Origin of the sequence: Faecalibacterium sp. Marseille-Q4164, assembly GCF_017377545.1 — a bacterium.
Lineage (GTDB): Bacteria > Bacillota > Clostridia > Oscillospirales > Ruminococcaceae > Faecalibacterium > Faecalibacterium duncaniae.
Window position 1 is genome coordinate 252,687 of the sequence record NZ_JAFREJ010000002.1, and the last position, 13,610, is coordinate 266,296.

Sequence of the window (13,610 nt, forward strand, 5' to 3'; positions counted from 1 at the left end):
CGGGGAACAGCAGATGAAGGAGAAATGATAATGGCTTGTTATCAGACTGCTGCACGCAGTTTTTCATTTGCTTCTTCGACCTTCATACGAGAGAGAATGAAGGTGATGATGGCATCCAGAGCAAACGGAATCACCAGATACATGATCTTCAGCATATTGATGCAGGAATCCGGCTGAACGGTCAGAGCGCTGTCAAAATGGCTTGCTGCCAGCAGCCAGCCGGTGATGGCAGTACCCAGACCGCCGCCCAGCTTCACACCGAGAGAAGTGCAGGAGTACATCGTGCCATCCACGCGCTTATGCTTCGTCAGCCAAGTATATTCAGAGCAAGCAGCAATCGCAGCGTTCATATCGCCCTGCCAAGGACCCTGACCAAGAGCTGCGATTGCAGTAAAGAGCAGCATCAAGGTCACATTGCCGCTGCCCATGTAACCAGCTATAGCAACCAGTGCACGAGAAATCGTTGCCAGAGTATAGCTCATTACATTCAGCTGATACATTCCATTCCACCTTGCAACCAAGGTCGGGGTGAACACCAGGGCGATGATCAGAGGAATGTTGATTGCCCAAGAGAATACACCGAACAGATTCTGGTTGCCAAGGATGTAGGTTGCATAGTAGGTGCCCATGCTGATCATGGCACCGTAGATCTGCTGCAAAATGTAGGTGACGCAAATCATCATATAATATTTGTTACCAGCAAGCAGCTTTGCAGCCTGAACCAGATTGTACTTTTCGTCCTGCTCGATTTCCTTTTTGTCGGTGGTATCCACCAATTCGCCTTCCGGCAGTTCCTTCACGGAGAAAACGGAGAGGGTGTTGACAAGCAGACCGATGATGGCGTAGATGATTGCAACAGTGCGCCAACCGGCAGCACCACCGCCCAATGCCGTAACAGCACCCAGCGTGATGGACTGAATGAGCAGGCTGGTGGCAAAGGCGAACATGAAACGCCAAGAACCCATCTCGACCTGTTCGGCACTGTTCTTCGTGACGAGAGCAGTCAGTGCAGAGTAAGCAATGTTGTTGGCAGTGTAGAATACAGCGTTCAGCAGAGTATATGCGATCAGGAACCATGCGTACTGTGCAAACTGTCCCAGATTGGTCGGGATGGCGAAAATTGCCACCAGCGTAATGGCACAGCCAATGTAGCCGTACAGCATCCAAGGACGGGCTTTGCCCATCTTAGAATGCGTTTTGTCAATCAAGGAACCAAAGAAAATGTCCGTCACACCGTCCAGCAGTTTGGAAACTGCAATCAGAGTGCCGACAATACCGGGGTTCAGGCCAACGGTGTTGGTCAGATAGATCATGACGAAGGAGGACAGGAATGCATACACCACGTTGCCTGCAATATCGCCTGAACCATAGCCGACTTTATTATACCACTTTAGATAACGTTTTCCAGTCATTGTGCTTTCTCCCATCTTGCTTGTTTTGTGTGGGCGCGACCAATCTGCTGCGCACTTCAGACTGGAATTCTCATTACGCAAGTTGCCCAAATCTCTTGCGTTTCGTCTGAAAATATTATAGAATCTAATGGATCGAAAAGATATAGACAAGATGGAACAAAATATGCACAAAATCAAAGAGTTTGTAATTTTTTGATAGAACATTTCCCAAATCACTGTAAAATCTCTGAAGATGAGGAGGACGCAGGGATGTATTTCAACTCAGGATACTTGCACAACTCCCGTTTGGATTTCAAAGACTACTCAAAGCCGCTGGTCGTAGGCAGCTGCGGCACTTATCGCTTGAAAAAACGCCCTAAGCTGCCTACTTTTTGGGCAAAGGGTCGCAGAGACTATCAAATCCTCTATGTGGCATCTGGTAAAGCACACTTCTGGTTCGATGGTGTTGAGGAAGTGGTGACTTCTGGACACATGGTGCTTTATCAGCCGAAAGAAATCCAGAAGTATGTCTACTATGTAGAAGATCATCCAGAGGTGTTCTGGATTCACTTTACAGGATATGATGTCAAAAACATCCTGAACTATCACGGAATACCCTTGGACAAGCACGTTTTTTACAGCGGCACACTGCCGGATTACAAAATGCTGTTCCGAAAGATCATCCGGGAACTGCAACAATGTGAATATGGCTATGAAGACTATATTGCTTCTCTCTTCAACATCATTCTGTTTTTAGTAAGCAGGCAACAGCAGGAAAGCGAGAAAACAACTACAAGCATCCCCGAAGAAATCGAAGCCGCCGTTGCCTACTTTAACGAGAATTATAATACAAAGGTCAGTGTGGACGATTACGCAGAATCACTGCATATCAGTACGAACTGGTTTATCCGTAATTTTAAGCAGTACATGAAAATAAGCCCTGCACAATACATCCTGTCCCTTCGGATGGTAAATGCACAAAGCTTATTGGAGAACACCGAATACAATATTGGAGAAATTGCAGAGATCGTAGGGTATGATAACCCACTCTATTTTAGCCGGGTGTTCAAGAAAGAGTATGGTGTCAGTCCGGCACAGTACCGAAAGAATCTGGAAGAATCTACTGAAAAATGAGAAGGATTCCTTATAAATAAGAAGAGTAGAACCATGCCGATAAAAATGCGATCCACAGCCAACAAGTCTACGACCCAACGGATGATTCCATCATGGCAGAGCAGGAACTTTGCATGGAGCGGCTGTATGCTTATTGAAAAAATGGTATCTACCATTTTTTACTTTAGGGAGCAGTGTCAGTTCTTCTAGCCTCATACTGGATAATGCAATGCTCCTATGAAGAGCCTCATACAATCGGTTGGCTCAATGCAAATATGTCCTCCTTTGTGGAGTTCATCAACACGCTGTCATAAGCACGGAGTTCCCCTGCGAACCAAACATTCCGATATAAAAAGGACGCTGCCGCCTCTGGGTGAGAGGTTGCAGCGTCCTTTTGGTATCAGAGGGCGAATGGTCTGTCAGACTGAACGATTCCCAATGAATGCGATGCTTTTAGCTTGCGTCTTTCTGTTTGTCAAGAATGCGCCAGCCGTCCATCAGGTCTGAATTTTCCATAATAAAGGTGTGGGCGGTATCCTGTCCCCACGAGTTGTCGTATTTCTGCATCAGATAATCGCTCAACTCGGTTCGATTTTTGAACTTCAACAAGCGATACGGCTCCTGAAAAGCGACCTTTTCGACGAAATATACTGCATCCGATGTGGGAAGCATAACGCCGACATGACCGATCATAAGAGAATTGTCCGTTTCAGAGAACTGATCGTGCAGAATCACGGAGACAAGACGAATTTTATCATCTTCCGCGAAAGAGAGACCGCATTTCTTCCATTCCTGCTGAATCGTTTTCAAATGGGTAGGAATATCGGTCGTATTGGTGGTTTTAACCGGGGCGAACAGCGCATCAAACTTTTGCCGTTCATCGCCGCAAAGGGATTCCGGGTCAGAATCCAGCGTTTCATAGTCCATAAACAGGGTGTCCTCGGCTGAGTCAAGGTCTGCCTTGCCTGTGACAGTGATAAAATCACCGAACAGCCCACAAGCGGTAATCCGACAGTTCCAGCCGGGGAAGGTATCGTATTTTTCTGTCCATGCGTCCTGCATGGAGTAAGGATCGTATTTCAGATCCGAAGGCTTGGCATTTTCAAACCCTGTGGTGAGCCATGCCGGGTCCACAGCATTGTTGAACTTTTGCACATGATCAAAGAAGGTCTGTATCCGTAGGTCGGATACGCCGGCATCCTGCAAAAGCTTGGAAAGAAGAGCTTGTGTATCCGAATCTGCCAAATTGGAGTATTCAATTTGCTGAAGGACGGGCTGAGAAGTTTTTTGAGTGCAGCCTCCTGCCAGAAGCGCACCGCAAAAAAGTGCAGCGGTGCAGACAAGAAAAGTTCGACGTTTCAAAAATGGTCACCTCGTTGTGTTTTTTGGAAAGTTTCTTTGAGTGCCGGAGTCTCAACCATAAGCGAAGAGAGCAACGCCGTTGGTCTCGTAACGAATGGTATCACAGATAAACAAAGAAAATCAATGACTTCTGTCGCATTTGACCATATATATTGTTGCAGTATCCATATCCCATACGGCTAACGCCCATTTGGGGAAAGACAATGCGGCAGTTTTCTGAACGATTTTCTTCATGTCGGACACAACAGGAGTATGCCCAAGTTGGAATAAGAATTTTCCGTTTTTTCCGAATGGAAGGTTCAAATCGCTTTCCAGATAGACGGAGGATACCAACTTGCGAAGCGCGGCACGGCAATCCCATAGGTTTCCCCATGCTGCAGTGGGAGTTTGAAGAAACGCCTCGTCCACATTATAATAGGCCGTAATCTTGATGTGCGTGAGGCTTTCCTCTGTATAAGATTTGTAGCGCCAGGAAGATCCATATGGCATCTTTTCCAGACCGATTTCACAGAGATAATGCTGCTCTTCTGAGATGTGTTTCTTCTTTTTCATACATTCTTTCGCTTGTATAATGCCGGGCAGATGTTCTTCGGCGGGGCTTCTTCCAAGAAAAATCACTCGTGAAGATTGAAACGGGAGTTTTACGGTACGCAGTGCCAGCAAGCAGGCTTTTTCTTTGCCGGGATTTATGCTATACTTATTAAATCAAATCAATGGGCAGGAGGAACCAGCGTGGAGGATTACCGCACCATCCGGGGCACGGCCACCGGCGAATATGAGGAAAAGAAGAGCCGCTTTATTGCGCAGCTCTCCTTTGCGGACAGCGAGGAAAAGGCGGTGGCCTTTTTGGAGCAGGTGCGGGCAGCCAACCGCACGGCCCGGCACAATGTCTATGCCTACCGCCTGCGGGAGGGCAACCGGGAGCGCTACTCCGATGACGGTGAACCGGCCAAGACGGCGGGAACCCCGGCGCTGGAAGTGCTGCAGCACAGCGGATTGACTGACCTCATCGTGGTCGTTACCCGGTACTTTGGCGGCGTGCTGCTGGGCACCGGCGGCCTGGTGCGGGCCTATACCACCGCCACCGCCCGCGCGCTGGAAGCCGCCGAGGTGGTCACGGTGCGCAGTGTGGTGGAGCTGGAAGTGACGGTGGATTACTCACTCTATGAGCGGGCGGCGCTACTCATCCAGGCGGCGGGGGCAAAGCTTGCAGACCCTCAGTTCACCGACCGTGTCACCCTGCGCTGGCAGATGCCCGAGGGTACGGAGCCGCCCTTGCTGGAGCAGCTCCGGGAGCTGACCCGGGGCGCTGCACAGGTGAGCGTATCGCAGCCGTTCTACGCTCCATTCTGACCTGAAAGCTGACTGCCAGCCGTTATGACACAGGCTTCCCTGCGGGAAAGTCTGGCGAGCGGCAGCAGGATCGAGAAATTTTATTCGTTCCAAGACAAAAAATTTCCCCCTTCGACAGGGCGGGTGTGCTATACTTGCCGCAGACGCGGCATGGGGATCGGCTGCGCCGTGCGAGAGGAGGGGGAGAAAACAGAAAGTGAGGGTTCCTGATGGATGTACGACAGCGCACCGAAGAGATCGAGCGGCTGACCTTGGCCCCCTGGGCAACATTCAGCGATGCCAGCCGGGGCCGGGTGAGGCCCGAAGAGCAGGACCCTATCCGTCCGGTGTTCCAGCGGGACCGTGACCGGATCATCCACTGCAAGGCGTTCCGGCGGCTCAAGCAGAAAACCCAGGTATTTCTCTCGCCGGAGGGCGACCTCTACCGCACCCGGCTCACCCACACACTGGAGGTGGCGCAGATCGCCCGCACCATCGCCCGCGCCCTGCGTCTCAACGAGGATCTGACCGAGGCCATCAGCCTGGCCCATGACCTGGGGCACACGCCCTTTGGCCACGCAGGGGAGAGCGCACTGGACAAGCTCTGCCCGGAGGGGTTCCGGCATTATATGCAGAGCCTGCGGGTGGTGGACAAGCTGGAAAAGGACGGCAGGGGCCTGAACCTGACCTGGGAGGTGCGCAACGGCATCGTGACCCATACCAAGGGCACCTGGGCGGCTACCCCGGAGGGACGCATCGTCCGCATGGCGGATCAGATCGCTTTTGTGAACCACGATATCGAGGATGCCGTGCGTGCCGGTGTGCTGGACCCGGCCACCCTGCCCAGAGAATGCACCGCCGTGCTGGGCGAGACGAAGTCTCAGCGCATCACCACCATGATCAACAGCATCCTGCGCAGCAGCGAGGGGGATGTGCAGGTGGGCGCAGAGGAGAACGAAGCCTTCCTGGCCCTCAAGGATTTCATGTACCGCACCGTCTATGTGGATCGCAGCGCCAAAAAGGAAGAACAGAAGGTGGAAAAGGTGCTCACCGAGCTGTACGAGTATTACCTGACCCACATCGAACAGATGTCCAACTTCTACCTGCAGCTGGCCTATCAGGAAGGACGCGACCGCGCAGTGACGGACTATATCAGCGGCATGAGCGATGAATTTGCCATCCGTACCTTTGAGGATGTCTTTGTGCCCCGCAAGTGGCATGTGTTATAAAAGGAGCATCGGAATACCAAAATGATCCCACACGAATATATTGAGGAACTGACCCGCCGCACCGATATCGTGGATGTGGTGGGCAACTATGTCCAGCTCAAGCGGAAGGGGCGGCTGTATGGCGGCCTGTGCCCCTTCCACAGCGAAAAAACCCCCTCGTTCTACGTCTACCCGGATACCCAGAGCTTTTACTGCTTTGGCTGCGGTGTGGGCGGCGATGTCATCCACTTCGTCCGCCGCATCAACAGCATCGACTACACCGAGGCGGTCAAGATGCTGGCTGCCCGCGCGGGAATGCCGGAACCGCAGGAGGACGACAAGACGGGCCGCCTGCGCAGCCGCATCCTTTCCATGAACAAGGAAGCCGCGCGGTACTTCCACGCCTGCCTGAACTCCACGGTCGAGGAAGCCCGGCAGGCCCGGGCCTACTGGCGGCGGCGCGGTCTGGACGACAAGACCATCGTCCGGTTCGGGCTGGGCTATGCACCGGATGACGGGCAGGGGCTGTACCAGTATCTGCGCGATAAGGGGTACAACCAGCAGGAGCTGGATGCCAGCGGCCTGTTCAAGCGCAGCCAGTCAGGCCGGATCTACTGCCTGTTCTGGAAGCGGGTGATGACCCCCATCTTTGACCTGCGGGGCAACATCATAGCCTTTGGCGGGCGTGTGATGGATGATTCCAAACCCAAGTACGTCAACAGCCCCGAGACACTGGTCTACCACAAGTCGGATACCGTGTTCGCTCTGCAGATCGCCAAGAAGAGCGCTTCCCGGCGGTTCGTTCTCTGCGAGGGTTACATGGATGTTATTTCCATGCATCAGGCGGGGATCGACACGGCGGTCTGCGCCTGCGGCACGGCCCTGACTCCGGATCAGGTAAAGCTCATCAGCCAGTACGCGGAGGAAGTCATTCTGAGCTACGACTCGGATGAGGCTGGCCAGAAGGCCACCCTGCGCTCGCTGGAACTGTTCCGCAACAGCCCGGTCAAGGTGGGTGTGCTGCAGATCCCGGGTGCAAAAGATCCGGATGAGTACATCAAAAAGTATGGCTCCGAGCGGTTCAAGGCACTGCTGGACGGTGTGGGCAACGCGCTGGACTTCCGGCTGGGGCGGCTCAAGAACAAATACGACCTCAAGCAGGATGCCCAGCGGCTGGAATATGTCAAGGAAGCCGTGAATATGCTGGCGGAGCGCTCCAACCCCACCGAGCAGGAGGTCTACGCCGGGCGGCTGGCCGAGGAGACGAACATCTCCAAGAACGCCATAATGACCCAGCTTGCCGATGCAGTAAAGCGCTCCAACAGCAAACGCCGGTGGGCGCAGAATCAGGCACGGCTGCAGTCCGGTGAGATGCACCAGATCAGCGTGCCTTACAGTGCGGGCGGCTCTCAGGCGCTGGGGGTTGCCTCGGCAGAACAGCGGCTGCTGGCCGCCATGCTCCGGGAGCCCAGCTATATCCCGCAGGTGCGGGCCCAGCTCAGCCCGGAAAAGTTCGTTCTGCCCCAGCAGAAGGAGCTGTACGAAGCATTTCTGCAGTGCCAGGAGCAGGGGATCGAAATCAGCCTTTCCACTCTGCGCCCCTTTGTGAGCGAAGAGGCGCTGAATGAGTTGAGCCGCCTTGCGGCACAATACAGCGATGTGAACTGTACGCCGGACGATATCCGGCTCTATCTGGACCGCATTGCCCGGGGCACCCCCGTGGCAGGCAAGGCGGCCGAAATGTCCAATGATGATTTGATACGGTATCTCCAGTCGATGCGAGAAAAGAAGCAGGGCACAGACCCTGCGGACGACTGACCGTTCCTCTCCTCCGGCTGGAGCTGGAAGGAGAAAGAATCATGCGGAAATTGTCGCAGACGGAAGAACTGGTAAAGATCCTGGCAGGCCGGGCCCGCCGCCATACCCTGACACCCGAGCAGATCAGCCGGGCTATGGATGAGCAGGAATACGATGTATCCGGGCTGGATGCGCTGTATGCGGCGCTGGAAGCCCGGGGCATCCGTGTAACCGAAGAAGAAGCGGACATGCCCATGCTGGATGAAACACAGATCGGGGAACTGGAGCACGAGCTCTCAGCCGAGGGCGTAGCGCTGGATGACCCGGTGAAGGCATATCTGAAGGAGATCGGCCGGGTGCCGCTGCTGACAATGGAACAGGAGCTGGAGCTTGCCCGGGCCGCGCGGGCCGGGGATGCGGATGCCCGGCGGAAGCTGAGCGAAGCAAACCTGCGGCTGGTGGTCTCGGTGGCCAAGCGCTATGCCGGGCGGGGGCTGCCCTTCCTTGACCTCATTCAGGAAGGGAACCTCGGCCTGATGAAGGCGGCGGAGAAGTTTGAACCTGACCGGGGGTTCCGGTTCTCGACCTACGCGACATGGTGGATCCGGCAGTCCATCACCCGGGCCATTGCCGATCAGGGGCGGGTCATCCGTATCCCGGTGCATCTGGTGGAGAGCATCAACCGGGTAAAAAAGACAACAGGGGAGCTTCTGCGCAAAAACGGCAGGGAACCCACAGCCGAAGAGATCGCCGTCCGGCTGGACATGGAGCCCGACCGGGTGCGGGAGCTGCTGCAGCTGGCGCAGGACCCCATCAGCCTGGAAACACCGGTGGGCGAGGAAGAGGATGCCCACCTGGAGGATTTTATTCAGGATGAGGAAGCAGGCGTTCCGGTGGACGAGGCCGGGCGGGAACTGCTGCGGCGGGAGCTGGCAAACGTCCTCAAGAGCCTGACACCCCGGGAGGAACGGGTGCTGACCCTGCGCTTCGGGCTGGAGGACGGGCAGGCCCGCACCCTGGAAGAGCTGGGAAAGGAGTTCAACGTGACCCGGGAACGCATCCGGCAGATCGAGGCCAAGGCTCTGCGCAAGCTGCGCCATCCCAGCCGCGCAAAGCGCCTGCGGGATTATCTGGAAGAATGAGTATGTAAGGGCACCGCGGGCAGCTGCGGTGCTTTTTGCATGGGCAGGGGAGAGTGTGCATCAAGAGCCAAGGTGTACAAAATGCACAAGGGTGTTTTTGGCGAGAACGTGCAAAACTCAAAAATCAAGAGCCAAAATGCGCAAAGCTTACACGCGCCCGTGCGTACCATGAAATCGCGGGCTTGACAAAAATATTGGGCCAAAATGCGAAAAATGGCTTGACAGCAAGGCTTTTGAGGTGTATACTGCATTAGTATCACATAATGGCCTAGTGCGCCAAAAAGGGAGCTGTACTGGAAGCGGCTGGACGGTGTTGACCGAAAAGTTTGTGAAAAGCGACGAACTTCCTTGGAGGATACGGGTCGATTTATGTGTGTGTGCTCAAATCTGACCCGTATAACGCAATATCCGTAGAGTATAAAAGTAAGGAGTGGTTGATTTTATGATGAAAGTCAAGCCCGTAAAGCTCGGCAAAACCGAGCGCATGAGCTTCTCCCACATCGACGAAGTCATCAGTATGCCGAACCTGATCGAGGTCCAGAAGAACTCTTATCAGTGGTTCCTGGACGAGGGCCTGAAAGAGGTCTTCCACGACATCGGCACCATTGAGGACTACACCGGTAACCTGGCGCTGAGCTTCGTGGACTTCCGTCTGGATAAGGAACCCAAGTACAGCATCAAGGAGTGCAAGGAGCGCGACGTGACCTACGCTGCCCCCCTGCGCGTGACTGCCCGTCTGCTGAACAAGGAGACCGGCGAGGTCAAGGACCAGGAAATTTTCATGGGTGACTTCCCGCTGATGACCGATGCGGGCACCTTTGTGATCAACGGTGCCGAGCGTGCCATTGTCAGCCAGCTGGTCCGTTCTCCCGGCGTATTCTACGGAGATGCCAAAGATAAGGTGGGCAACGACCTGTACAGCGCAACCATGAACCCCAACCGCGGTGCATGGCTGGAGTACGAGACCGATGCCGCCAACGTGTTCTATGTCCGTATCGATAAGAACCGCAAGCTGCCCGTCACCGTGCTGTGCCGTGCGCTGGGCCTTTCCTCTGATGAGGAGATCCTGAACTTCTTCGGCGAGGATGAGCGCATCCTGGCCACTCTGGAGAAGGACACCACCAAGAACCAGGACGAGGGCCTGCTGGAGGTTTACCGCAAGCTGCGCCCCGGCGAGCCTCCCACGGTGGAGTCCGCTACCAACCAGATCAACATGCTGTTCTTCGATCCGCGCCGCTACGACCTGTCTCGTTTCGGCCGCTACAAGATGAACAAGAAGCTGTCTCTGGCCCGCCGTATCACCGGCTTTGTTGCCGCTGAGAACATCGTTGCTCCCCTGACCGGCGAGATCATCGTTGAGGCCAAGGGCAAGATCACCCGTGAGCTGGCCGAGAAGGCAGATGCCGCCGGTGTGGATACCGTTGTTCTGAGCATCGATGGCAAGAAGGTCAAGGTCATCACCAACGGCTGTGTGGACGCACAGGGCTTCTTCTCCTTTGATGTCAAGGAGTGCGGCATCAACGAGCGCTGCTCCTTTGATGAGATCAAGAAGATCCTCGACACCACCTCCGATGTGGAGGAGCAGAAGGAAATGCTCCGCCGCAACCATGACCAGCTGATCGGCCGCACCGTCACCGTGAAGGACATCCTGTCCTCCATCAACTACCTGAACGGTCTGGGCCACGGCGTTGGCACCACCGATGATATCGACCATCTGGGCAACCGCCGCATCCGCAGCGTTGGTGAGCTGCTGCAGAACCAGTTCCGCATCGGCTTCTCCCGCATGGAGCGCGTCATCCGTGAGCGCATGACCCTGCAGAGCCAGGATCAGAGCGTTATCACCCCGCAGGCACTGATCAATATCCGTCCTGTGGTCGCCGCCATCAAGGAGTTCTTCGGCTCCTCTCCGCTGTCTCAGTTTATGGACCAGAACAATCCTCTGGCCGAGCTGACCCACAAGCGCCGTCTGTCTGCTCTGGGCCCCGGCGGTCTGAGCCGTGACCGCGCAGGTTTCGAGGTCCGTGACGTTCACTACAGCCATTATGGCCGTATGTGCCCCATTGAGACCCCTGAAGGCCCCAACATCGGTCTGATCTCCTATCTGGCATCCTACGCCAAGATCAACGAGTACGGCTTCGTTGAGGCTCCCTACCGCAAGGTCAAAAAGACTTACGACGAAAACGGTAAGCTGATCGATCAGGTCGTTACCGATGAAGTGGAGTATATGACCGCTGACGTTGAGGACGAGTACGTTGTTGCTCAGGCCAACGAGCCTTTGGATGAGACCAAGCACTTCATCCGTCCCCGCGTTTCTGCCCGCCGCCGCGATGACATCCTGGAAATCGATGCCGATAAGGTCGATTATATGGACGTTTCGCCCCGAATGATGGTCTCTGTTGCGACCGCCTGCATCCCCTTCCTGGAGAACGATGACTGTAACCGTGCTCTGATGGGCTCCAACATGCAGCGTCAGGCAGTGCCTCTGATGGTCACCCAGCAGCCCATCGTGGCTACCGGTATGGAATACAAGGCTGCCACCGACTCCGGCACCGCTGTTCTGGCAAAGAACGACGGTATCGTTGAGAAGATGGATGCCGACCACGTCACCGTCCGCAATGCACAGGGCGGCGTGGACAACTACCCGCTGGTCAAGTTTGCCCGCTCCAACGCAGGCACCTGCATCAACCAGCGTCCCATCGTTGAAGTGGGCGAGAGCGTCAAGGCCGGTCAGGTGCTGGCCGACGGCCCCGCAATGCGCAACGGTGAGATCTCTCTGGGTAAGAACGCCCTCATCGGCTTTATGACCTGGGAAGGTTACAACTACGAGGACGCTGTCCTGCTGAACGAGAAGATCGTCCGCGAGGATGTGTACACCTCGATCCATATTGAAGAGTACGAGACCGAGTCCCGTGACACCAAGCTCGGACCTGAGGAGATCACCCGCGATATCCCCAACGTCTCCGAGGATGCCCTGAAGGATCTGGACGAGCGCGGCATCATCCGCATCGGTGCCGAGGTCAAGAGCGGTGACATCCTGGTCGGCAAGGTCACCCCGAAGGGTGAGACCGAGCTGACCGCTGAGGAGCGCCTGCTCCGCGCTATCTTCGGCGAGAAGGCCCGCGAAGTCCGTGATACCTCTCTGCGCGTGCCCCACGGCGAGTACGGCATCATCGTGGATGTCAAGGTCTTTACTCCTGAAAACAGCGATGAGCTGCAGCCCGGTGTCCGCGAGGTCGTCCGCTGCTACATCGCTCAGAAGCGTAAGATCAGCGTCGGCGATAAGATGGCAGGCCGTCACGGCAACAAGGGTGTCGTTTCCCGCATCCTGCCGCAGGAGGATATGCCTTACCTGCCCGACGGCACCCCGCTGGACATCGTGCTGAACCCCCTGGGCGTTCCTTCCCGTATGAACATCGGTCAGGTGCTGGAAGTCAACCTGGGCTACGCTGCCAAGGCATGCGGCATCAAGGTTATGACCCCCGTGTTCGATTCCGCGCGTGAGAACGACATCGGCGATACCTTCGATACCGCCCGTGAGCTGTGGCACGGTGAGAATGCTCCCGCATATCCCACCAAGCTGCCCAAGATCATGGGTGAGAAGGGCCACATCATCGACTTCTCCAAGATCGAGCTGGACCGTGATGGCAAGACCACCGTTTACGATGGCCGTACCGGCGAGAAGTTCGATAACCGCGTTACCGTTGGTTATATGTACTACCTCAAGCTGCATCACCTGGTCGATGATAAGATCCATGCCCGTTCCACCGGCCCCTACTCTCTGGTCACCCAGCAGCCTCTGGGCGGCAAGGCTCAGTTCGGCGGTCAGCGCTTCGGCGAGATGGAAGTCTGGGCTCTGGAAGCTTACGGTGCCGCTTACACCCTGCAGGAGATCCTGACCGTCAAGTCCGATGACGTTGAGGGCCGTGTCAAGACCTACGAGGCCATTGTCAAGGGCGAACCCATCCCGCAGCCCGGCATCCCCGAGTCCTTCCGCGTTATGCTGAAGGAGCTGCAGTCTCTGGGTATGGACGTTGTGGTCCAGGACAAGGACGGCAACGAGATCGATATGCGCCAGAACTTCGACGACGAAGAGACCGGCTTTGATATGCGTGATGTTGCAGGTTCCGAGACTGTTACCAACGAGAATGAGCTGCTGAACGATTACACCATCAAGGATGCTGACGCAGGCTTCGATGATCCTTCTGTGCTGGAAGATGACAACTCCGGCAGTGCGGCTCCCGCTTCCGACGAAGTGGATTTTTAAC

Annotated in this window: 9 protein-coding genes; 6 read left to right on the forward strand and 3 right to left on the reverse strand. The window is 55.4% G+C overall.

The features are described 5' to 3' along the window. Positions 1–41: 41 nt before the first annotated feature. The gene (locus J3352_RS04255) at positions 42–1,412 is read right to left on the reverse strand and encodes an MFS transporter (RefSeq protein ID WP_156065496.1); all 1,371 of its coding nucleotides are present in this window, start codon (positions 1,410–1,412) and stop codon (positions 42–44) included. A gap of 249 nt (positions 1,413–1,661) precedes the next feature. Here J3352_RS04255 and J3352_RS04260 point away from each other — a divergent pair, with 249 nt between their 5' ends. Next, a complete protein-coding gene (locus J3352_RS04260) occupies positions 1,662–2,525 on the forward strand; it encodes an AraC family transcriptional regulator (protein ID WP_156065494.1) in 864 nt (287 codons plus the stop codon). 432 nt (positions 2,526–2,957) lie between these two features. Here J3352_RS04260 and J3352_RS04265 read toward each other — a convergent pair whose 3' ends face one another. Further along, positions 2,958–3,866, reverse strand: a complete 909-nt coding sequence (locus J3352_RS04265; RefSeq protein ID WP_242699860.1) for a DUF4300 family protein — start codon at positions 3,864–3,866, stop codon at positions 2,958–2,960. Positions 3,867–3,986: 120 nt separating this feature from the next. Beyond that, positions 3,987–4,529 carry a hypothetical protein gene (locus J3352_RS04270; protein ID WP_035393599.1) on the reverse strand — a complete coding sequence of 181 codons (543 nt, stop codon included), beginning with the start codon at positions 4,527–4,529 and terminating at the stop codon, positions 3,987–3,989. Between the two features lie 69 nt (positions 4,530–4,598). Here J3352_RS04270 and J3352_RS04275 point away from each other — a divergent pair, with 69 nt between their 5' ends. The 5 genes from J3352_RS04275 (at position 4,599) to J3352_RS04295 (ending at position 13,609) form a co-directional block, all read left to right on the forward strand. Beyond that, positions 4,599–5,219, forward strand: coding sequence for a YigZ family protein (locus J3352_RS04275; RefSeq protein ID WP_156065492.1), 621 nt, complete (start codon positions 4,599–4,601; stop codon positions 5,217–5,219). A gap of 209 nt (positions 5,220–5,428) precedes the next feature. Next, complete coding sequence (locus J3352_RS04280; protein WP_097770300.1) at positions 5,429–6,427, forward strand: deoxyguanosinetriphosphate triphosphohydrolase; 999 nt, start codon at positions 5,429–5,431, stop codon at positions 6,425–6,427. A 21-nt stretch (positions 6,428–6,448) separates the two neighbouring features. Beyond that, entirely contained in the window at positions 6,449–8,224 is a 1,776-nt protein-coding gene (dnaG, locus tag J3352_RS04285; RefSeq protein WP_097773650.1) for a DNA primase, read from the forward strand. 41 nt (positions 8,225–8,265) lie between these two features. Next, positions 8,266–9,345 (forward strand): RNA polymerase sigma factor RpoD, encoded by a 1,080-nt coding sequence (gene rpoD / locus J3352_RS04290; RefSeq protein WP_156065490.1) that lies wholly within the window; start codon positions 8,266–8,268, stop codon positions 9,343–9,345. 442 nt (positions 9,346–9,787) lie between these two features. Further along, positions 9,788–13,609, forward strand: coding sequence for a DNA-directed RNA polymerase subunit beta (locus J3352_RS04295; protein ID WP_117533316.1), 3,822 nt, complete (start codon positions 9,788–9,790; stop codon positions 13,607–13,609). Position 13,610: the final 1 nt, after the last annotated feature.